General features: G+C 61.4%; 17 protein-coding genes. 9 read left to right on the forward strand and 8 right to left on the reverse strand.

Features of this window, described 5'->3' with window-relative positions:
• Positions 1–1,499: 1,499 nt before the first annotated feature.
• Both PQQ51_RS16385 and PQQ51_RS16390 read left to right on the forward strand, forming a co-directional pair.
• The gene (locus PQQ51_RS16385; RefSeq protein WP_408497853.1) at positions 1,500–2,645 is read left to right on the forward strand and encodes a porin; all 1,146 of its coding nucleotides are present in this window, start codon (positions 1,500–1,502) and stop codon (positions 2,643–2,645) included.
• Between the two features lie 243 nt (positions 2,646–2,888).
• On the forward strand, positions 2,889–3,221 hold the full coding sequence (locus PQQ51_RS16390) for a transposase (RefSeq protein ID WP_408497854.1): 333 nt from the start codon (positions 2,889–2,891) through the stop codon (positions 3,219–3,221).
• On the opposite strand, the gene PQQ51_RS16395 is transcribed toward PQQ51_RS16390, so the two are convergent.
• Positions 3,205–4,758, reverse strand: a complete 1,554-nt coding sequence (locus PQQ51_RS16395) for a methyl-accepting chemotaxis protein (RefSeq protein WP_408497855.1) — start codon at positions 4,756–4,758, stop codon at positions 3,205–3,207. The genes PQQ51_RS16390 and PQQ51_RS16395 overlap by 17 nt on opposite strands.
• Positions 4,759–4,992: 234 nt before the next feature.
• Positions 4,993–5,739 (reverse strand): Crp/Fnr family transcriptional regulator, encoded by a 747-nt coding sequence (locus tag PQQ51_RS16400; RefSeq protein ID WP_408497856.1) that lies wholly within the window; start codon positions 5,737–5,739, stop codon positions 4,993–4,995.
• A 165-nt stretch (positions 5,740–5,904) separates the two neighbouring features.
• Here PQQ51_RS16400 and PQQ51_RS16405 point away from each other — a divergent pair, with 165 nt between their 5' ends.
• A complete protein-coding gene (locus PQQ51_RS16405) occupies positions 5,905–7,536 on the forward strand; it encodes an acyl-CoA synthetase (protein WP_408497857.1) in 1,632 nt (543 codons plus the stop codon).
• A gap of 65 nt (positions 7,537–7,601) precedes the next feature.
• Here the strand turns inward: PQQ51_RS16405 and PQQ51_RS16410 are convergent, their stop codons facing one another.
• The 3 genes from PQQ51_RS16410 to PQQ51_RS16420 form a co-directional block, all read right to left on the reverse strand.
• Positions 7,602–7,826 carry a hypothetical protein gene (locus tag PQQ51_RS16410; RefSeq protein WP_408497858.1) on the reverse strand — a complete coding sequence of 75 codons (225 nt, stop codon included), beginning with the start codon at positions 7,824–7,826 and terminating at the stop codon, positions 7,602–7,604.
• A gap of 292 nt (positions 7,827–8,118) precedes the next feature.
• Positions 8,119–8,322: a cold-shock protein gene (locus tag PQQ51_RS16415; protein WP_007178877.1), complete on the reverse strand. Its 204-nt coding sequence runs from the start codon at positions 8,320–8,322 to the stop codon at positions 8,119–8,121.
• Between the two features lie 284 nt (positions 8,323–8,606).
• Positions 8,607–9,242 carry a LysE family translocator gene (locus PQQ51_RS16420; RefSeq protein ID WP_408497859.1) on the reverse strand — a complete coding sequence of 212 codons (636 nt, stop codon included), beginning with the start codon at positions 9,240–9,242 and terminating at the stop codon, positions 8,607–8,609.
• Positions 9,243–9,709: 467 nt separating this feature from the next.
• On the opposite strand from PQQ51_RS16420, the gene PQQ51_RS16425 reads away from it, so the two are divergent.
• Both PQQ51_RS16425 and PQQ51_RS16430 read left to right on the forward strand, forming a co-directional pair.
• Positions 9,710–9,973: an H-NS family nucleoid-associated regulatory protein gene (locus PQQ51_RS16425; protein WP_408497861.1), complete on the forward strand. Its 264-nt coding sequence runs from the start codon at positions 9,710–9,712 to the stop codon at positions 9,971–9,973.
• A 149-nt stretch (positions 9,974–10,122) separates the two neighbouring features.
• On the forward strand, positions 10,123–11,340 hold the full coding sequence (locus PQQ51_RS16430) for a serine hydrolase (protein WP_408497862.1): 1,218 nt from the start codon (positions 10,123–10,125) through the stop codon (positions 11,338–11,340).
• A 188-nt stretch (positions 11,341–11,528) separates the two neighbouring features.
• Here PQQ51_RS16430 and pcaG read toward each other — a convergent pair whose 3' ends face one another.
• Both pcaG and pcaH read right to left on the reverse strand, forming a co-directional pair.
• A complete protein-coding gene (gene pcaG, locus PQQ51_RS16435) occupies positions 11,529–12,125 on the reverse strand; it encodes a protocatechuate 3,4-dioxygenase subunit alpha (RefSeq protein ID WP_408497863.1) in 597 nt (198 codons plus the stop codon).
• A 3-nt stretch (positions 12,126–12,128) separates the two neighbouring features.
• Positions 12,129–12,833, reverse strand: coding sequence for a protocatechuate 3,4-dioxygenase subunit beta (pcaH, locus tag PQQ51_RS16440; protein WP_408497864.1), 705 nt, complete (start codon positions 12,831–12,833; stop codon positions 12,129–12,131).
• Positions 12,834–12,938: 105 nt separating this feature from the next.
• Between pcaH and pcaQ the strand changes: the two genes are divergently transcribed.
• Together pcaQ and PQQ51_RS16450 are read left to right on the forward strand one after the other, a co-directional pair.
• A complete protein-coding gene (gene pcaQ / locus PQQ51_RS16445) occupies positions 12,939–14,018 on the forward strand; it encodes a pca operon transcription factor PcaQ (protein WP_408497865.1) in 1,080 nt (359 codons plus the stop codon).
• A gap of 136 nt (positions 14,019–14,154) precedes the next feature.
• Positions 14,155–15,288, forward strand: a complete 1,134-nt coding sequence (locus tag PQQ51_RS16450) for a 4-hydroxyphenylpyruvate dioxygenase family protein (RefSeq protein ID WP_408497866.1) — start codon at positions 14,155–14,157, stop codon at positions 15,286–15,288.
• A 59-nt stretch (positions 15,289–15,347) separates the two neighbouring features.
• Here PQQ51_RS16450 and PQQ51_RS16455 read toward each other — a convergent pair whose 3' ends face one another.
• Positions 15,348–16,280, reverse strand: a complete 933-nt coding sequence (locus PQQ51_RS16455) for a LysR substrate-binding domain-containing protein (RefSeq protein WP_408497867.1) — start codon at positions 16,278–16,280, stop codon at positions 15,348–15,350.
• A 168-nt stretch (positions 16,281–16,448) separates the two neighbouring features.
• Here PQQ51_RS16455 and PQQ51_RS16460 point away from each other — a divergent pair, with 168 nt between their 5' ends.
• Positions 16,449–17,486 carry a DUF1338 domain-containing protein gene (locus PQQ51_RS16460; protein WP_408497868.1) on the forward strand — a complete coding sequence of 346 codons (1,038 nt, stop codon included), beginning with the start codon at positions 16,449–16,451 and terminating at the stop codon, positions 17,484–17,486.
• Between the two features lie 55 nt (positions 17,487–17,541).
• Positions 17,542–20,535: an FAD-binding and (Fe-S)-binding domain-containing protein gene (locus tag PQQ51_RS16465; RefSeq protein WP_408498018.1), complete on the forward strand. Its 2,994-nt coding sequence runs from the start codon at positions 17,542–17,544 to the stop codon at positions 20,533–20,535.
• The last annotated feature ends 1 nt before the right edge of the window (position 20,536 follow it).

Raw genomic sequence — 20,536 nt, forward strand, 5'->3', positions numbered from 1 at the left:
ACTTCCGGACTTTCGTAATGCTCCCACTTTATTGACAGTCGAGCGTCCGTGGCACGGCGATTGCGTAGGGTCGGTTCCACGCTATATATCAAAAACGAGAACCACTATGCGACCTGACCACACCGCTACCGATTTCGCCTCTCATTCATCGCTGCTCGCGACGCCAATGGACGCTCTCGACGAGAGCGAGCCACCGCGACGCGCAAGCGCTTTCACCCGCGCCACGTTTTGCTTCGCTTGGCTATTCGGACTCGAGCCGTTTCTGACAGGAGTGGCGAACGAGCCGAGACGTACGGGAGTCGACGGACGCTGAAAGTTGGCCGAACATTGCAGAGCAGACGAGCGCTTGAAAAATTCGTGATGCTCTAGCGCAATTTCTACATGCAAACCGATCTGGCCATCGGCCCCGTCGCCGATCCCGCCAATCAGCCAATCGACGAACCCGGTGACCAGCCGCGTTCTTTGCCAGATGTTCCGCAGGAACCTGGCCTTCTAGCGCCGAGTTCTTCGTCTGAGGGCGAGAACGCGCTCCGGAACTCGTCGATGAATCCACCGCAGCGGACAATGAGGAAGTAGGGAAACTCCGTGTAAAAAAGAGGGGAGCTGCGCCGTTAAAAGAATACGGAAGGCTTTTGAATATTTGCCATCCGCTTTCAGCACGGGTTTTGTCACGCGGCGGTCGGCGCCGCAGTTCACCTCCGGGCAACGCCCGTGCTGAAGGTTTCATCGTCTTCAGCAGCAAAGTTCTTGGCGTGTCCTCAAATCCATCGAAAAAGAACGCCCAATGAACGATACCGCCGTCCGGCGGTTTTAATGGCGTCGCTTTGGAAAGTTGTCATGCAACTGCGCGCAATTGTCGCAAGACGCTAAATCCCGCTGGGCTTGGGTATCGGGCATGCGAAAGACCCGCATCGGGGAAAGGGATTTAAAAGCGTAGATTCAAATCCCCATAGAGTTCCCTACAGAAAATTAAATATTTGATCGTAAATATTAAAATACGCAATAATCGTCTTGTGTAAGGGTGATCGATCTACGTGACGTAATTAAGTTCCCGCATCCGGGAATAAATTTACTTCCTTGAATCGACGTCGAGATAAATGCCTTATTTTTAAGCAATATGCTTACGATCAGTTTTAATTGTTCCGACCCGATTACTACATCGATATTAAAGGCTGTTGCATATGTGCAACTTCTAATATTGAGATATTGCAATTGTCATAAGGATGACGCATAAGATCCGACCTGTTTATTTCGCAATAAATGCCTAAAAATCAATGACTTAATCGAAAGTCCCTCATGATTGTTGCGAATTCGGAAAAATCCTGTTGTGGAAAACGCTCACGTTGCTACTAGGGTGTCCCCCTACACTCACGCTTCGTTACAAGGGTGCCCAGCCGGGCCGAAAGCGGTCCGGCGGATCTGGGCGGTGGTGCGAGCGAGGCACGCACTGCTGAGCCAGGTTCCGCTCCCCGCGTAAATTTTTCGAACAGGAGTCCCACATGAAGAAGAGTCTCATCGTCGCAGCGGTTGCTGCATCGTTCGCATCCGTCGCCGCTCATGCACAAAGCAGCGTGACGTTGTACGGTCTGCTGGACGCAGGCCTGACCTACACCAGCAACGTGAACCATGGTTCGCAATGGTCGGCTGGCAACGGCGGCATCAACCAAAGCATGTTCGGTCTGCGTGGTTCGGAAGATCTGGGCGGCGGCCTGAAGGCAATTTTCACGTTGGAAAGCGGCTTCAACATCGGCAACGGTAAGTTCGCTAACAACAACGGCATGTTCAACCGTCAATCGTTCGTCGGTCTGTCGAGCGCGCAATTCGGTACGGTCACGCTGGGTCGTCAATATGACGCAGCACAAGACTACCTGGCACCGCTGACCGCAACGGGCAGCTGGGGCGGTACGTACTTCGCTCACCCGTTCAACAACGACAACCTGAGCACGAACGGCGGCTACGCTGTCAACAACTCGGTCAAGTACCAAAGCGCTAACTACGCTGGCTTCTCGTTCGGCGGCACGTACGGCTTCTCGAACCAGGCTGGCGCATTCGCGAACAACCGCGAATACAGCGTCGGTGCTGCATACCAGTGGCAAGGTCTGCGTTTGGGCGCTGCTTACGCACAGCAGAACAACCCGGGCGCAACGAACGCAGCAGGTACGGCAAGCAACGGCGGCGCTTCGGACGGTTCGGTTCTGGGCCTCGGCGGCAACTTCCGTCAACGCGAATTCGGTGCAGCAGGTTCGTACTCGTTCGGCCCGGCTACCGTCGGTCTGGCATGGACGCAATCGCGTCTCGACAACGTCACGGGCGCACGTCAATCGCTGCGCGCTAACAACTACGAAGTCAACGGCAAGTACAACCTGACCCCGGCTCTCGGCCTGGGCGTGGCGTACACGTTCACGGACGGCACGGGCTACGGCGTCAATGCAAACGGTGGTTCGGCGTCGGTGCGCTACCACCAGATCGGCCTGCAAGCCGACTACTCGCTGTCGCGTCGTACGGACGTCTACGCTCAAGCCGTGTACCAACACGCAATGGGTGACGGCGGTGTTGCTTCGATCTACAGCGGCGACAACACGCAACTGCCGTCTTCGTCGAAGAACCAGACGGCTGCTACCGTCGGTCTGCGTCACCGCTTCTAAGCATCAACAGAAGCTGGTCGTAGTGAAAAAGGTGCCGTTCGCGGCACCTTTTTTTATGGGCGCTATATTTGACCGCGCATCTGATGCATGTCGATCTTCGACGCCCGCGTCCACGTGCCTGACAAGAATTAACTTTCGTGCAAGCGCGCGTCGGTTACGCTGAGTCCATCAATCCAACGACATCATCTTTCGCGGCGACGCACGTAGGCATGCACGCAGGCGGCGCACTCGAGTTCTCACGGTATGGATATTCTTGCTTCAAACCCGTCGCCCGCTCAGGATCTCTCCGACGAGCAATGGCGTCGCATCGTCCCGTTGCTGCCTGAAATGGAGCGTCATGCGCCGCGGCGCGGCCGTCCGGGTGTCGACGTCCGTTTCGTTGTGGATAGCGTGCTCTGGGTGCTGCGTACCGGCAAGCCGTGGAGTGCGTTGCCGGAGCGGTACGCGGCTTATCAAACCGCGCATCGCTACTATCTGCGCTGGAAGAAATCAGGTGTGCTGGCCAACATTGTCATGACGCTGTTCGGCACCGATACGATGTTGAGCCGCGCAACCACGCCTACGCATCAACCCTGAACACCGCGACCGCATTACGCAAGCGCTCGGTCTGTTCGTCGAGCGAGCCGGCTGCGGCGGCCGCCTGTTCCACCAGCGCGGCATTGCGCTGCGTTACATCGTCCATCTGGCGGATCGCGAGATTGACTTCGCCAATGCCGGAACTCTGTTCCTTCGACGCCGCCGAAATCTCGTTGACGATCGCGGTGACACGGCGCACCGCGCCGACTACCTCGCCGATCGTGCTGCCGGCCCTGCCGGCCAGCGTCGAACCTTCGCCGACTTGCGCGACCGACTGGTCGATCAACACCTTGATCTCCTTGGCGGCCGTCGCACTGCGCTGCGCGAGATTGCGCACTTCGCCCGCGACCACCGCAAAACCGCGGCCTTCCTCGCCGGCACGCGCGGCTTCCACCGCGGCGTTGAGCGCAAGAATATTGGTCTGGAACGCAATGCCCTCGATCACGTTGATGATCTCGCCGATCTTGCGCGAACTATCGGTAATGCCGGCCATTTTCTCGACCACGTCGTTGACGACCTGACCGCCGCGTTCGGCGATCGTCGACGCATCCGTGGCGAGCTCGGACGCCGTTGCCGCGTTGTCAGCGTTCTGCGTGACGGTCTTGGTGAGTTCGTCCATTGTCGCGGCAGTTTGCTGCAACGAAGCTGCCTGTTCCTCGGTTCGGCTCGACAGATCCAGATTGCCCGCGGCGATTTCCTTCGAAGCGACCGTGATCGTCTCCGCTGAAGTCTTGATGCGTCCAACCGTGGCCGCAAGCTGATTGCGCATCTCGCGCAGCGAGAACAGCAAGCTCGACGTGTCGTCGCGTCGCAAGTCGATGTGGGTGGCGAGATCGCCGCGGGCGATCTGCATCGCAATCTCCGCCGCGCGGGAAGGCTCGCCGCCGATCGAACGCGAGACGCTGCGCACCACGCGCGACGCGACAAACGACACCAGCACGCCCAGCACCACCAGCATGCCTGCCGAACGGACAAGCGTGCTGTAGAACTGCGCCTGAATGTCGTCCATGTAGGCGCCGGCGATGAGGTCCCAGTTCCACGGGCCGAAGCGCTTCACATAGCCGATTTTCTCGCTCGGCGTCGTCTCGCCAGGCTTTGGCCACCAGTAGCGTAGATAGCCTGAGCCACCCGGCGAGCCGCCGGCTTGTGCGATGTCGTGATACAACGCGTTGCCCTTGGCATCACGGAAACCGCTCATGTCCTTGCCGTTCAGCTTCGGACTCATCGGATGCGCGACCATCACCGAATCGCTGCGCACGATCGAAATGTAGCCGGACGCGCCGTAGCGTTGCGCGTTGACGCGGGCGATCGCCTGCTGTTTGGCATCGTCGACGGAGATTTTGCCGGCGTCGGCCAGCTTCGCGTAATCGGCGATCAGCGAGGCCGCCATATCGGTCACGTCCGCCAGATCCGCGCGACGCGACTCCATTTGCGCGTTACGCGCTTCGAACGCGTTCACGACGGTCACGATCAGGAGCGCCGCCCAGCACAGCAGCATGGGTACCCACAATTTCTGTCTAAGTGTCAGGCGATTCATAGGGGGTCTGGACGGTACATTGAGCTCGGGAGGGGGAAGGTTGCAATCTGAGTTGCCTAATCGGCATAACGGCGCGCGCTCTGGTTTCTTGATCCGACTGCGCAAAATTCAGGCTGAGACGCGTATGGGCGCGCGCAAACAGCGGTCGACGGCGAACGCGAAAAACAGGTAAAAGTGACGAAAAAGCCGCGAAGAGCGGCGAAGGCCAGAGAAAAGCGGCGCTGCCCTGTCGCGCTAGATTTGTTCGCGACCGAACGCGGCGAGACTCTCCAGATCGAGCACGTCGATCTGGTTATACGAGAGACGCACGATGCCGAGTTTCTCGAGGTTTTGCAGCGCCAGATTGATACGTTGCCGCGACACGCCGGCCAACAGGCCGACTTCTTCCTGCGAAATCACCAGCGTGCGGCCCGTGTCGGGATAGAGGTCGGGATTGAACAACTGTGCGAGCGATTGTGCGACGCGCGCGTCGACATCGAGCAAACGGCTGTTCTGGATCGACGCGATGAATTCGCCCATCCGGTTGTTCAACTGGCGGATCACGAAGCCGGTGAACGGCAGGCTCGATTCGAGCAGCGCATGAAAGGTTGCGGACGGCACGAACATCACCAGCGACGCCTGGATCGTGGCCACGTCGTACTTGCGCAATTCGCGCTTGATTACGCTGCCTTCGCCGAACCAGCCGCCGGGCGGAACGCCGGAGAGCGTGCAACTGCGTCCGGACGCGTTGTAGATCGCGAGCTTGATCAGGCCGGAGTGAACGCCGATCCAGTAATCCGACGGTTCCTGGCGACGCGCGATCCACGCACCGCCGTCGAGGTATTCCGCATGTGCGCTAGCAAGGACCATCGACTGATGTTCGCTAGCGAGCGACCGGAACCACGCGCAACCGGCAAAGAGCCGAGGCAAATCCGCACGCGCGACTCGCAGCGGGCGGTGGTGGCGGTCGTCTGAGGCAGGGGCGAACGAAGCGTGGTCCATAAGCAGCGGGAGCGGTTGATCGGAACGGAACCGGCGAGGCGACGCGCCCCAGGGCGCGCCACTCTGTCATTTGAATGACAGACAGTTCACCATGAAAATTGCTAGGCTGGTTCAACAAGCAATCAAAATAATCGACGGCGCGGCTCGCGCCCTGGAGACAATGCGATGAAACACCGGTTCGAAGAAGGTCTGGAGCGCCGCGAGGCCAATTATGTCCCGCTGACGCCGATCGATTTCATCGTGCGCGCCGCGGAAGTCTACGGCGATCAGTTGGCGGTCGTCCATGGCGAGATTCGCCGTAACTGGCGCGAGACCTATCAGCGCACGCGGCGTCTCGCGAGCGCGCTGCGGCAGGCGGGTATCGAACGCGGCGACACGGTGGCCGCGTTGTTGCCGAATATTCCTCCGATGATAGAGGCGCATTTCGGCGTGCCGATGGCCGGCGCCGTGCTGAATACGCTGAATACACGACTCGACGTGCCGTCGTTGCTATTCATGCTGCGCCATGGCGAGGCAAAAGCGCTGATCGTCGATACGGAATATGGCGAGCTCGCGCATCGCGCCGCGCTGGAGTTTCCCGATTTGCGCATCATCAGCGTGGCCGATGTGCTGCCCGCCAATGCCGACCAATTCATCCGCGCCACCGATTACGAAGCATTCCTGCAATCCGGCGACCCCGAATTCGCGTGGACGCTTCCCGCCGACGAATGGGACGCCATCGCGCTTAACTACACGTCGGGCACAACCGGAGATCCAAAGGGCGTGGTCTATCACCATCGTGGCGCGTATCTGAATGCACTCAGCAATATCCTCGAATGGGATATGCCGAAACACGCGGTGTATCTGTGGACCTTGCCGCTCTTTCACTGCAACGGCTGGTGCTTTCCGTGGACGGTCGCCGCGCGCGCGGGCGTCAACGTCTGCTTGCGCAAATTCGATGCGAAGACGGTGTTCGATCTGATACGCAGCGAACGCATCACGCATTATTGCGGCGCGCCGATCGTGCAGAGTGCGCTCGCGAATGCGCCGGCCGAGTGGCGCGAAGGCATCGGGCATCGCGTGTCGACGATGGTGGCGGGCGCGGCGCCGGCACCCGCGGTGATCGCGAAGATGAAGGAAATCGGCTTCGAGTTGACACACGTATATGGACTCACTGAAACCTACGGCCCGGCCGCAGTGTGTGCGAAACAGCACGCATGGGATCAACTCGACGATAGCGGACGCGCCGAAATGAACGCGCGGCAAGGCGTTCGCTATCACCTGCAAGCGGCGGTCAGCGTAGTCGATCCGGACACGCTCGAGCCCGTGCCGAATGACGGCGAGACGATCGGCGAGATCATGTTTCGCGGCAACATCTGCATGAAGGGCTACCTGAAGAACGAACGCGCCACGGAAGCGACTTTCCGCGGCGGCTGGTTCCATACCGGCGATCTCGGCGTGCGCATGCCCGACGGCTACATTCGCATTCGTGACCGTAGCAAGGACATCATCATTTCAGGCGGCGAGAACATTTCGAGCATCGAGGTCGAAGACACGTTGTACCGTCATCCCGCCGTCGCGGTGGCCGCCGTGGTGGCGATGCCGGATGCGAAGTGGGGCGAGGTACCGTGCGCGTTCGTCGAACTCAAGGAAGGCGCTCAGGTGAGCGTGGAAGAGATCATTGCGCACTGCCGGCTGTTTCTTGCGGGGTACAAGCTGCCGAAAGCCGTGCGCTTCTGCGAATTGCCGAAGACGTCGACGGGAAAGATCCAGAAGTTCGAGTTGCGCGCGCGGATCAAGGCGGAAACGGCCGAATAGATCGACTGCGCGCGAACTACCGGTGCGCCACGCGAATGCGGCGCGTCCGGCGAGGCGATGCGCGCTTAGCCGCGCGTATCGACCCAATTACGTGCCCAGCGCGCCGAGTGCTGCAACGCCTGTTCTTCGTTCGTGAAGTAATCGAGCGAGTAGAACTGGTAGCGCCCTTCGGCACGCGCGCTGTCGGCGCGTTCGAGCAACAGGTTGGATGAAAAGCTACCGTCGGGCAAACGATGCGCCGAGGGTTGAACGGCATAGCCGTTGTAATGATGAATGTGTTTGTTTTGCATTTTATGTTTTTAATAATGTTCGAGTGCGTGCCTGCTGCGCGAAGCCTGGTAGGGTCGTGCGGACGAGCTGATTCAAGCCATTGCGAGGCGAATCTGGGCGCAGTCGGAAAGCGAAATAAGGCTATAAAGCCGGAGGGGCGAATGAGGTGCAACGAGGCGTTTGGCGCTTGAGCTAGCTGCATGGCGATTAGAGCCGCAGCTAAAAAGCGATCGCGCCAACTGTGGGAGACAAAGCTCCGCGAGGATGTCGCTGCAGCCCGATGTCCGTTGCCGGACACCGAGCCCTTCAAACTTACATCGGCTTGATGTTAGCCGCTTGCAGACCCTTCGGGCCTTGCTTCGTTTCGAAGCTCACCTTCTGATTTTCAGCCAGCGTCTTGAAGCCGTCGCCGCTGATTTCGGAGAAGTGCGCGAACAGGTCGTCGCCGCCCTTGTCCGGGGTGATGAAGCCAAAGCCTTTGCTGTCGTTGAACCACTTAACGGTACCGGTATCCATGAAGAATCCTTGAGGTAAAAATAGAAATAGTTGCTCGGTTGAGGAGCGCGTGAAGCATCAAGGAGGGAGAGGACAACGAATACCGCTGAGGGAGCGAGACATTGATGAACAGCAATCGAACTTCTTGAACTTCGGACGCCACAGTAACCGTCCGCGTAGGGCAGCGTCAACACTTAACTTGTAACTGTTTTGTCGCGGGCGTGTATTCGGCATCGTGCGGCGGTGTCGACTCCACGCGGCGCGCCATGCTGAGCGTGGCATGGCGTCCGCTATGCAGTGCTATTTCAGATGCCCACTTTATGTGCGGTCAGCACAAGGCGCAGACCGAGAGCGGCAACGGCGCCGGCCGCAACCCGGTCGATCCACGCTTTCCACGTCAGATAGATTTCGCGCGGACGTCTGCTCGAAAAGCACACGGCGACGACGGTGTACCAGCCGGCTTCGATCGCGAAGATTGCCGGCGGCAACGCGAAGTAACACCACAACGGCGGATGCTGCGGAAGCAAGGCCGCGAAAATACTGCCGTAGTAGACGGCGGTTTTCGGATTGCTGAGTTGCGTGCTCAAGCCGATCCAGAACGATCGGCGAACATTGGTGGCGGCCGTTTGCGCAGCCTCGAAAGCGAGCGGTTGGGCTGCGCCGCGCCAGATCTTCGACGCGAGATAAATCAGGTAGAGGCCGCCGGCCACTTTCAGACCGATATACAACCACTCGACGGTTGCGAGCAGCGTATAGAGCCCGAGCAATGCGATGCCGCTAAAGAACACGCCGCCGATGCCCATGCCCATCGCGGTGGCGAGACCGTCGGTGCGCGAGAGTCCGATTGCATTGCGGGCGACGATCACGAAGCTGGGTCCGGGACTCATCGCGCCGAGCAGCAGCGCGGCCAGGATGGTGAGAATGGCGGTTGAGGCGGGCATTGTCTGGTCTCCTATGCGCGAACGTAATTGATCACTGACGCGCAGCATGCGAACGTGCGGTGCGGTCGGCATACACGGCGTTGCGCTATTTTGCGCCTTTTGTTCATGTGTCGATAACAGCGCGGCGTAAACTACGGAAAAATGAATGCGAAAGTCTGACGCAACTTGCAGACGAGCGCTTGCTGCAAGCGGCGGAAGTTGAATGCTAGAATGACTTTCCATACGCTGAAGCAGCCTCGCAGCAACGAGGCGAGACACGGGCGCAATTCAAACCGTTTGCCGAAGACTCCCCTGGAATTTCGCATTGGTTGGGCATCTTTTCCGAATGCGAGTAGCCACGCATCGGGACAGTCGTCGCGAGTTGGAATTGCGTTTTCCCCATTGGATTGACACACAGGCTTCGCGTTGTTTAGCGAAGCTTTTGTTTTTTCTGACGCGCGCATTATCTGCCGCGAAACCGGTACGTTATGAAAGAGCAACAAGAACAAGGGCAACTCGACTTCGACGGCAATGCCCGTGAGCGCCTGATCGTCTGGATCCGCCGTCGCATGGACGAATACGGCATTTCGATGGAAGCGCTGGGCGAAGCGCTCGAAGCCGACGCTGCCGAGGCCCGCGCGATCAAGTATCGCGACGCGTTCGGCAATAGCTGGAACGGTCAAGGCGAAAAGCCGGACTGGCTGGCGCGTGCGATCTACGCTGGGCAGAGCATCGATCACTTCCGCTGCTAATAGCGTTTGCAATTCGCGTTGGGCTCCCCACCCGCGCGCATGCGGATTCGCCGTTGATCGTGTGCGCGATCTGACTTAAGATCGTGCGGGTCGTTGCCGGCGCCGTGCCCGATCAAACAGGGTGCACGCGGCACAGAACTGGAAGCTGCATGCCGTACGGTCGTCGATCTTCATCTGAATTCCCTGCTTATCGTTTTCCTGCGTGGTTGCGCTGCGCGGCGGTGCTCGGCCTGTTGTGGCTGAACATCGGTTCGTCGCTCGGCGCGCCTCACGAGCCCGTGCGGCATCCGTCCGTACGTGTGAGCCGGCATGTGGCGCCGCCCGTACGACACCTGTCGAAGGCGAAAGCGAAACACCGAACTAAAGTGAAAAAGTCCGTCACTGCCACGAAGTCGCAGCGTCGTGCGGTGCACAAGCGCAAGCATATCGAGCGCACGGACAGGCCTATGCATGTCAGCAAGGTTGCGCCGAAGCATCGGAGACAGGCCGCTCGCGCTGTGCGGGAGCCGCGTGGGGCGCGGCGAGCTGCTGAGTCGCCGAAGCAGCACGTGGCGTCGGCGGATGCTTCAGCGCGATCGTCGCTTCGTCTGTTGGCGCGTTGCGGGTACACGGCGAGGTCGCGTGCATTGCTGCGCGCAAAAGCGGTCTACGTTGTCGACGAAAGAACACGTACGGTGCTTACCGAAAAGCAGGCCGATCGCATCATGCCGATCGCTTCGGTATCCAAACTGATGACCGCGGTCGTTTCTCTCGACACGAAGCATGCGATGAACACGCCGCTCAAGGTGACCGCTCAGGACCAGGATTTCGACAAGTTCACAGGCTCTCGTTTGAGTGTCGGTTCCACGTTGTCGCGTCACGACATGCTGCATATCGCGTTGATGTCGTCGGAGAATCGGGCCGCGGCGGCGCTCAGTCGCGATTACGCAGGCGGACGTCCCGCTTTTGTTGCCGCGATGAACGCGAAGGCGCGCGCGCTCGGGATGCGGCACACGTGGTTCGTCAATGGCACGGGTTTGTCGCCGCAGAACGTTTCGACGGCGCGGGATTTGTCGTTACTGGTCGCGGCTGCGAGCCGCTATCCGCTGATCAACGCCTATTCGACCGATCGCGCGCAGGTGGTCGCACCAGGCGGCGGTCGCGCCCTGCTCGGTTATCACAACTCAAATGCGCTCGTGAGGGGCGGCGATCGTTCGATCGTGCTGCAGAAAACGGGCTTCATCAACGAAGCCGGGCATTGTGTCGTCGTGCGAATGATGGTGCATGGCCGGCCGATCGATATCGTCGTGCTGGGCGCGCCCGGCGCGCGAGATCACATTGCCGACGTGACGAGAATCAGCCGCTGGCTGCGCTGTTCGTTGCAGTAAGACGTTTTGCCCGAAGGCATTCACTACGCAACGCATGCGCCCCAACGTAAGCCCTGTTCAAAAGCCGCAAAAAAGCCGCAAAAAAAAGCCCGCACAAGGCGGGCCCAAATTCGGAGCTTCACGATCCAGTCGCAAACGGATCGCCTCCAGTGTAAATGAAAGCAAACTGAAAGTATATAAAATCTGCGTCAGACGTCGAAAAACACGGTTTCCTTGTCGCCTTGCATGTGGATATCGAAGCGGTAGACGTTGACCGTACCCGCCTCGCGACGGGCGATCAGCGTGTCGCGGCGCTCCGCCGGCACCGCAGCCAGCACGGGGTCCTGCGCGTTCGCGTCGGCTTCGTCCTCGAAATACACGCGTGTGAACGTGTGCAGCAACATGCCGCGCATCGTCACGACCACGTTCAGATGCGGCGCTTCGTCCGGGTTCGCGCGGCCCGGCTTCACCGTTTCCACCACAAAGCGCTTGTGCGGGTCCGTTCCCGTGCCGACCCGCGCAAAGCCGCGGAACCCGCTCTTCAGGATTTCTTCGCGCGAGGCCGGATAGTGGCCGTTCGCGTCCACCTGCGACATTTCGAGCATCGCGTCGCCGATCACATTGCCGTCGCCGTCGAATACCTGACCGACGATCGTGATGTGCTCGCCGGCCGCTTCACGGTCGGCCAGAACCGGCGTGAACAGGCTCTTGAAGTCGAAATCGTATTGCTGCGGGCACAGGCCGTACGCGAAGTACGGCCCGACCGTTTGCGAAGGCGTTTGCTTGAGAGGCTTGAGAGTCGTCATGGCTTAGCGCTCCATCGGGGTTTCGTTGCGGCCGCGCAGCACGATGTCGAAGTCGTAGCCGAGCGCGTAGGCCTCTTGCGTGGTGTCGAGCGAGAAGTTCGCGATCAGGCGGTCCCGCGCGTGTTCCGGCGTGCCCTGGAAGATCGGGTCGAAGGCCAGCAGCGGGTCGCCGGGGAAATACATCTGCGTGACGAGGCGTGAGCCGAAGTGGTCGCCGAACAACGAGAAGTGAATATGGTTCGGACGCCATGCATTCGGGTGATTGCCCCACGGATAGGCGCCCGGCTTGATCGTCAGGAAGCGGTAACGGCCTTCGTTGTCGGTGATGCAGCGGCCCGCGCCGAGGAAGTTCGGGTCGAGCGGCGCGTCGTGCTGGTCGGCCTTGTGCACATAACGGCCGGCTGCGTTCGCCTGCCAGATCTCGACCAGCGTATTGCGCACCGGGCGGCCGCCTTCGTCGAGCACGCGGCCTGTCACGATGATGCGCTCGCCGAGCGGTTCGCCGTTGCGCACCGCATTGCGCGTCAGGTCGTGGTCGAGTGCGCCGAGATCGTCGGTGCCGTACACCGGTACGCGCTGGTCGCGCAGCTTTTCCTTCAGCGGAATCAGCGGCAATGTGGGGCCGCGCTTCACCGATGAGCCGTAACCGGGGTACACGTAGGCCGGATGGGACGCGAAATCGCGCGCGGAGAGAAAGGAATCGTCCATCAGTGTCTCCTTGGGAATTGTGGGATAGGGTTTGTGGAGCGACTTTATCTAACCTGAGCGGTTATGCAAAATGACGTTTTAGCCCTTTTCGTATAACCTGCCGTTATGCAACGCAGTCTCGCGGACAGCCGCGTCAAATTTCGTCATCTCCAGTGCTTTCTGGCCGTCGCCCAGTTCGGTGGCGTGCAGCGGGCCGCCGAAAGTCTGTCGATCACCCAGCCCGCGGTCTCCAAGACGGTCGCGGAGCTCGAGGCGATCCTCGGCGTGAAGCTGTTCGAGCGTGGCCGCCACGGCGCGGTGCCGACCCGCGAGGGCCAGCTCTTCATGCCTCATGCGAGCGCCTGTGTGAGCGCGCTGCGTCAGGGCGTCGATTTGCTGGCGCGAGCGGACGGCGCGCCGGCGGCGACGTTGGAAATCGGCGTGTTGCCGACCGTCGCCGGCGCGCTGATCCCGCCTGTGTTGAAGCTGTTCGCCACGCAATGGCCGCGCGTGATCGTGCGGCTCGCGACCGGCGCGAATCCCGAATTGCTGGAGCGTCTGAAGGCTGGCACGATCGAATTTGCGATCGGACGGCTGGCGGACCCCGAGCGTATGGTCGGGCTGAGCTTCGAGCAGTTGTTCAGCGAGCCGTTGATCGCCGTCGTGCGCACTGGGCATCCGCTGGCACTGGGGCCCGGTTTGCCGGCGACATCGCTGGAAGATTTTCCGGTGGTGCTGCCGCCGTTCGGCACGCTGATCCGGCAATCGGCCGAGAGCCTGTTGAGCGCGTGGGGCGCGGCGCCGTTGTCCGGCTTTGTCGAAGTGCTGTCGGTGTCGACCGGGCGTGCGTTGGCGCTCGAAAACGGCGCGGTGTGGTTCGTCCCGCTGAGCGCTGTCGAGTATGAACTGGCGCATGGGATGCTGGTGCGGCTGCCGTTGCCGTTCGCGGGCACCGACGAGCCGGTCGGGCTGATCCGGCGCTCGGACACGCAACCGTCGCCGGTCGCGCGTGCGCTGATCGACGCGGTGCGCGAAGTTGCGCGGCAGCGGATGGAGGCGGCTGCGGCTGCGGGCAAGGTGGCTCGCAAGGTGGTGCGCAAGGGCGCGCCTAAGGCTAATAAGGCTACGACTACGGCTAAACGCGCGATTTCGGGCGCGAATAAAGACGCATCGAAACGCGGCCGTGTCAGAGCGCCAAACACCTGAGCCCCGGCCTTGCCGCACACAGTGCGTGACCTCGCAATGACAGGCCGGCTAGCCGAAAGTGAACCATTCAGTACAAAATGAAGGTTGCGAACGTCTTGCCACCCGGTGTACAAACACGAAGCATCAGGAGATTGCCATGCCAAGCGACTTGCCCACTTCAGACGCCGCGCTACGCGCCGTGTCGGTTCCTGAGCACAATCCGCTCGGCACCGCCGGCCTCGAGTTCGTGGAATTCGCGGCGCGCGAGCCGCAAGTGCTCGGCGACACCTTCACGAAGCTGGGCTTCAAGGCGATCGCACGCCACATCAGCAAAGACGTCACGCTGTATCGCCAGGGCGAGATGCAATTTCTGCTCAACGCGGAGCCCGACTCGTTCGCCGCGCGCTATGCCGAGGAATACGGCGCGGGCATCTGCGCGATCGGCATCCGCGTCGCCGACGCACAACGCGCATTCGACCGCGCGATCGAACTCGGCGCGTGGGCGTTCGAAGGCGAGCGGATCGGCGCGGGCGAACTGCTTATCCCTGCAATTCAGGGAATCGGCGATTCGCACATCTATTTCGTCGACCGTTGGCGCGGCCGCGGCGGCCAGCGCGGCGGCCTCGGCGACATCTCGATCTTCGACATCGATTTCCGGCCGATCGAGATCGACACCGCGCACGCCGACCTGAGCCATGCGGGCATCGGCCTCGTCGCGGTGGACCATCTGACCCAAACGGTCGGCGAGGGCCGTATGCAGGAATGGCTGGACTTCTATCGCGATCTGCTCAACTTCCGCGAGATTCACGAGTTGCACGCGAACTGGCATGTGGCGGCGGAATCGCGCGTGATGGTGTCGCCGTGCGGCGCGATCCGTATTCCTTTGTATGAGGAAGGCACGCGGCGCACGAACCTGATGCACGACTATCTGCCGGACCATCCGGGCGAAGGCGTGCAGCACATCGCGCTGGCCACCGACGATATCTTCGCGTGCGTCGAGCGACTGCTGGCGAACGGCGTCGAGTTCGTCGAGCCGCCGCCGCGTTATTACGAGCAACTCGATGCGCGCTTGCCAGCGCACGGGTTGGACGTCGAACGTCTCAAACGCACACACATTCTGGTGGACGGCGAAATCGGCGCGGACGGTGTGCCGCAGCTGTTTTTTCAGACCTTCGTGCGCCGTCGCGCGGGCGAGATTTTCTTCGAGATCGTTCAGCGGCAAGGTCACCACGGTTTCGGCGAAGGCAACCTGGCCGCGTTGGCGCTGGCGCGCGGAACGACCGGCGCGTGATTTGCGGCTGTCGGCGACGCTTCAGCACAAGCTCAGTGCCGCTTTGCTGCTTTGCCGCTTCACCCGGCTGCGGATTGGCCGGCCAACTCGGGATTCACCGCGCTGTACGCCGCCGCTTCCCGCAGCAACCATTCGCGGAAGCTGGCGAGCGGCTTGCCGTGGCTCAGCTCGGTCGGATAGACGAGGTAATACGCCGAGTCCGCGACTGCGGGGGCGTCGAGCGGCATCACGAGTCCAAGCTGATCGAGTTGCGTATCGACGAAAAACCTCGGCACCAGCGCGATACCCAGACCGGCCGCGGCGGCGCTGATCAGCATCGTGTGGAGTTCGTAGCGCACGCCTTGCATCGTGCGGTTGTCGTCGACACCCAGGTTGGCGAACCACGTCGCCCAGCCGTCCGGGCGCGTGGTGGAATGCAGCAGCGGATAGTCCAGCAGATCGGCGGCTGATTCGACTGGCCGCGTCAGCAAACTCGCCGCGCACACCGGCACGACTTCCTCACTGAACAGAAAATCTGCCGACGTACCCGGCCATGTCGGTTTGCCGTAATGAATCGCGGCTTCGAAATGCGTGTCGGCGAATGGGAAGGTCCCGGTGCGCACGCCCATATTGACTCGCACGTCGGGATACTGCGCGTTGAAAGCCGCGAGCCGCGGAATCAGCCATTGCGACGCGAAGGTCGGCAGCACCGCCAGTTCCAGATAGCCGCCGCCGCTGCCATGCGCGATGATCGACAACGTATCGCGGTCGAGTTGTTCCAGCGAGCGCCGCACCTGGGCGCTATAGACCTTGCCCGCTTTCGTCAGCACCACCCGCTGTTTGACGCGCACGAACAGCCGCACGCCGAGATTGCTTTCCAGCGTATTGATTTGCCGGGACACCGCGCTTTCCGTGAGGAACAGCTCGCGTGCCGCATGCGTGAAGCTCTCGTGCCGTGCGGCGGCTTCGAAAGCGAGCAGCGCACCCATGTTGGGGATCTTGAACTTTCGCACGTTGATTCCAAAAACGCATCAAGTGGCGATTTTATCTCGCTTTACGGCGGCGTCGGGGATTTGAATAATCTCTCATCCGACGATGCTGCGCGTGCCTCTTCTGTCCACGCCGGCCCGCCACTCTCACGTATGTGAGCGCCTGCTCACCGCACCTTGCCCGGAACCGTCATGCGAAACATCAAGAATGCGAATGTCGAACAACTGCTGGTTAAACTGCTCGGCGCCGACAAAACCGCGCGGCTGTTCGCCACGCTGAACCATCCGCGCATCCTCGACGAATGGGAAGACGGCACGGTGACGCGAGCGGAACTCGCGCAAGCAATGAACATGGCGCTCTTCGAAGACCTGCTCGCGCGCTCGGCGAACGGGCGTCAGTACACGGAGGAAACGATCGCCGCCGGCGGCAGCGTCTACTTCGACCACGGCGCGTTGCGCACGGTGCGCTGGCCGCACAGCGGCGCGCTGCCGCCGGGCGAGGCCGCCTTCGCGCGCATTCTGCGGCCGCTCGGTTTCAGCATCAACGGCCGTTATCCGCTCGACCGTCTTGGCATGACCGGCCGCGCATGGGCGCATGACGACGCGCCCGACGAGATCGCGCAGTTCTTCGTCAGCGAATTGCACCCGGAGCGTTTCTCGGCTGAATTCCAGCAGGCGGTGACCCACGTGATCGGCGGGTCGCGCGATCCGCTAACGTCGCAGGCGCTCGGCCAACTGTGGGAGCTCGAACGCGAGGGCGTGTTGCCGATCGACGCGGCACACGCGTTGCTGCCGGCGATCGTCGGTGCGTTCGCCCGGCAGCATGAGACGCCGCGCGAAGCCGATTACGAAGTATTGTTGAAGGAGTCGGCGGAAATGGCGTGGATCGCGACCGAGGGCAATGCGTTCAATCACGCCACCGATCGCGTGGCGGACGTCTTCCAGCTTTCCGACGACGAAAAAGCGAAGGGGCGTCCGATGAAGCCGGAAGTCGAGCGTTCGCGTTCGGGCCGCGTGTTCCAGACCGCGTATCGTGCGGATATCGTGCGCCGCGAGTTTCGTGCGGCGGACGGCGGGATCGTCACGCGCGACGTGCCGGGCTCGTTCTACGAGTTCATCACGCGCAAGCGTACTTTCGATCAGGACGCGCGCCGCTGGGAAACCGATCTGCGCTTCGACGCGGGCAACGCGCAGGGCATCTTCAAAATGACCGCGACCCAGGCCGCGTGAGGCTTCGTATCGCTTGCGTTGGCGCAGGCGCCGCATTTCTGACATGAGAGGCACAGTGGGAACATCGTTCGATGAAGCGCAACGCGCGAGCGCAGTGAAAAGCACGGTACGTGAGGTGTCGAAAGAAGCGCGCGTCGCGAAGCCGTTTGCGGGAACCGCCGCGCTCATGCAATCGCTCGAAGCCGATTTGCGCGGCCACGTGCGCGGCGAAGTGCGTTTCGATCAGGGCTCCAAAGCGTTGTACGCGTCGGATGCATCTAACTATCGGCAGGTGCCGTTAGCCGTCGTCGTGCCCGCGGATGTCGACGATCTGCTGGAAACGCTCGCCGCTTGCCGTCGCAACGACGTGCCGTTTCTCGCGCGTGGCGGCGGTACGTCGCAGAACGGCCAATGCGTGAACGTCGCGGTCGTGGCCGATGCGAGCAAGTATGTGAACCGTGTGGTCTCGGTCGATCCGGCCGCGCGCGTGGCGATCGTCGAACCCGGCGTGGTGTGCGACACATTGCGCGACGCGGCGGAACAGCACGGCCTCACGTTCGCACCCGATCCGGCGACGCATAGCCGCTGCACGCTCGGCGGCATGATCGCGAACAATTCGTGCGGCGCGCATTCGGTGATGGCGGGCAAGACGGTGGAGAACGTCGAGGCGCTGGAAGTCGCGACCTTCGACGGCGCACGTTTCTGGGTCGGCCCGACAACGGACGACGAACTCGAACGCATCATCGCGGCGGGCGGCCGCCAGGGCGAAATCTACGCGGCGCTCAAGCAACTGCGCGACACCTACGCCGAACAGATTCGCGCGAGATTCCCGCAGATCAAGCGGCGCGTGTCGGGCTTCAATCTCGATCAATTGCTGCCTGAGAATGGCTTCAACGTCGCGCGGGCGCTGGTCGGCACCGAGGGCACCTGCGCGGTCACGTTGCAGGCGAAAGTGCGGCTCGTGAAGAGCCCGGCCAAACGCGTGATCGTCGTGGTCGGCTTTACGGACATCTATACCGCCGCGGACGCCGTGCCGCATTTCATGCGCTGCGGGCCGATCGCGATCGAAGGTCTGGACCGCGCGATCATTCGCGGCCTGCAGGCGCGTGGTTTGAAGAAAGATGAAATCGCGTTGCTGCCCGCCGGCGATGCGTGGGTCGTCCTCGAATTCGGCGGTGACACGCAAGACGATGCGGTGCGGCAGGCGCAAAGCGCGGCCCGTTATTTTTCGTCGGGTGAAGCTGGGCCGAACGTGTCGGCGATGCTCGTCGAAGATCGCGCGTTGCAGGCGAAGGTGTGGTCGATTCGCGAGACGGGCGCGTCGGCGGTGGCGTTATCGGTCGATGCGGGCACACCTGATCCGATAGTCGGTTGGGAAGATGCGGCGGTCGATCCGCTGCGTCTTGGCGACTACCTGCGCGCGTTCCAGGCGCTGGTGGACCGCCATGGCTACGAGACGAGCCTGTACGGCCATTTCGGCGACGGCTGCGTGCATGCGCGCATTACCTTCGATCTGCGCAGCGCGGCGGGTGTCGCGACGTGGCGCGAGTTTCTGCGTGAAGCGGCGGAACTGGTGGTCGAATTCGGCGGCTCGCTTTCGGGCGAACACGGCGACGGCCAGGCTAAAGCCGAGTTCCTGCCGATCATGTACGGACCGGAACTGATGCACGCGATGGAGCAGTTCAAGGCGATCTGGGACCCGGCGAATCGGCTGAACCCTGGCAAGGTCGTGCATGCGTATCGCGCCGACGAAAATCTGCGCATGGGTCCGGCCTACAAGCCGGTGACGCTGCAAACCCGACTCAATTTCGCGAGCCAGGAAGGCGAAGGTTTTCAGCGCGAGATCGAGCGATGCATCGGCATGGGTAAGTGCCGTTCGCTCGAAGGCGGCACGATGTGCCCGAGTTATCGCGCAACGCGTGAAGAGAAGTATTCGACGCGTGGCCGCGCGCATCTGTTCTGGGAAATGCTGCAAGGCGATGTGATCGCCGACGGCTGGCAAAGCCGTGAAGTGAAAGAGGCGCTCGATACCTGCCTCGCGTGCAAAGGCTGCAAATCCGATTGTCCGACGCATACGGATATGGCGTCGTACAAAGCGGAATTTCTCTCGCATTACTACGAGACGAAGCGTCGTCCGCGTCAGGCGTTGTTCATGGGGCGGATCGGCGAATGGGCGCCGTGGGCGGCGCGTTTTCCGCGCTTGACGAACTTCATGACGTCGGCGCCGGGGCTCAGTTCGGTCGGCAAGTGGGCGGCGGGTGTCGCGCAAGCGCGGGCGTTGCCGAAGTTCGCGACGCGGACGTACCGGCAGATAGCGTCAGAGGCGCTGCGTAATACGGGCTCTCGTGCAGAGAAGAAAGTCATCCTGTGGGTCGATACATTCAACGACCACTTCACGCCGGAGATCGCGCAGGCCGCGGCCGATGTTCTCACGCAAATGGGCTGGCACGTCGTGCTGCCGAAGAGCCGGTTGTGTTGCGGACGTCCGCTGTATGACTTCGGCCTGCTCGAACGCGCACGCGAACTGCTCGACCGGATTCTCGACGACCTCGCCGACGATATCGCGGCCGGCGTGCCGCTGGTCGGACTGGAGCCGGGTTGCTTATCGGTGTTCAAGGACGAACTGCTGAAACAGCGCCCCGATCATCCTTTGGCCCGGAAGCTGTCGGCGCAAACTTTTCTGTTTTCCGATTTCGTCGCGCGTCAGCCATTCGAATGGCCGGCATTGGCCGCCGATGTGGTCGTGCATGGACACTGTCATCAGAAAGCGCTGTTCGGCATGCAAGGCGATACCGCGTTACTGACGAAACTCGGCGTGAAATGGAAACTGCTCGACACCGGATGCTGCGGGATGGCGGGATCGTTCGGCTTCAATGCGGAGCATCACGCGTTGTCGGAGAAGATCGGCGAAGACACGTTGTTTCCAGCGGTGCGCGACGCGACCGCGGCGAATGCCGAAACGATCGTGCTCACCAATGGTTTCAGTTGCCGCGAGCAGATCGAACAGGGAACCGGCCGTCACGCGATGCATATCGCGCAACTCGCGCAGCGCGCTTTGGCCGCGCGTTAAA

Source organism: Paraburkholderia xenovorans (assembly GCF_046030735.1).
GTDB classification, from domain to species: domain Bacteria; phylum Pseudomonadota; class Gammaproteobacteria; order Burkholderiales; family Burkholderiaceae; genus Paraburkholderia; species Paraburkholderia xenovorans_A.

Coding starts and splice junctions, on each gene's coding strand:
- pcaQ (WP_408497865.1), top strand. CDS start 12,939: ATGCAACGCAGTCTCGCGGACAGCCGCGTCAAATTTCGTCATCTCCAG.
- PQQ51_RS16395 (WP_408497855.1), bottom strand. CDS start 4,758: ATGAATCGCCTGACACTTAGACAGAAATTGTGGGTACCCATGCTGCTG.
- PQQ51_RS16390 (WP_408497854.1), top strand. CDS start 2,889: ATGGATATTCTTGCTTCAAACCCGTCGCCCGCTCAGGATCTCTCCGAC.
- pcaH (WP_408497864.1), bottom strand. CDS start 12,833: ATGGACGATTCCTTTCTCTCCGCGCGCGATTTCGCGTCCCATCCGGCC.
- PQQ51_RS16385 (WP_408497853.1), top strand. CDS start 1,500: ATGAAGAAGAGTCTCATCGTCGCAGCGGTTGCTGCATCGTTCGCATCC.
- PQQ51_RS16405 (WP_408497857.1), top strand. CDS start 5,905: ATGAAACACCGGTTCGAAGAAGGTCTGGAGCGCCGCGAGGCCAATTAT.
- PQQ51_RS16420 (WP_408497859.1), bottom strand. CDS start 9,242: ATGCCCGCCTCAACCGCCATTCTCACCATCCTGGCCGCGCTGCTGCTC.
- PQQ51_RS16450 (WP_408497866.1), top strand. CDS start 14,155: ATGCCAAGCGACTTGCCCACTTCAGACGCCGCGCTACGCGCCGTGTCG.
- PQQ51_RS16425 (WP_408497861.1), top strand. CDS start 9,710: ATGAAAGAGCAACAAGAACAAGGGCAACTCGACTTCGACGGCAATGCC.
- PQQ51_RS16460 (WP_408497868.1), top strand. CDS start 16,449: ATGCGAAACATCAAGAATGCGAATGTCGAACAACTGCTGGTTAAACTG.
- pcaG (WP_408497863.1), bottom strand. CDS start 12,125: ATGACGACTCTCAAGCCTCTCAAGCAAACGCCTTCGCAAACGGTCGGG.
- PQQ51_RS16410 (WP_408497858.1), bottom strand. CDS start 7,826: ATGCAAAACAAACACATTCATCATTACAACGGCTATGCCGTTCAACCC.
- PQQ51_RS16430 (WP_408497862.1), top strand. CDS start 10,123: ATGCCGTACGGTCGTCGATCTTCATCTGAATTCCCTGCTTATCGTTTT.
- PQQ51_RS16400 (WP_408497856.1), bottom strand. CDS start 5,739: ATGGACCACGCTTCGTTCGCCCCTGCCTCAGACGACCGCCACCACCGC.
- PQQ51_RS16415 (WP_007178877.1), bottom strand. CDS start 8,322: ATGGATACCGGTACCGTTAAGTGGTTCAACGACAGCAAAGGCTTTGGC.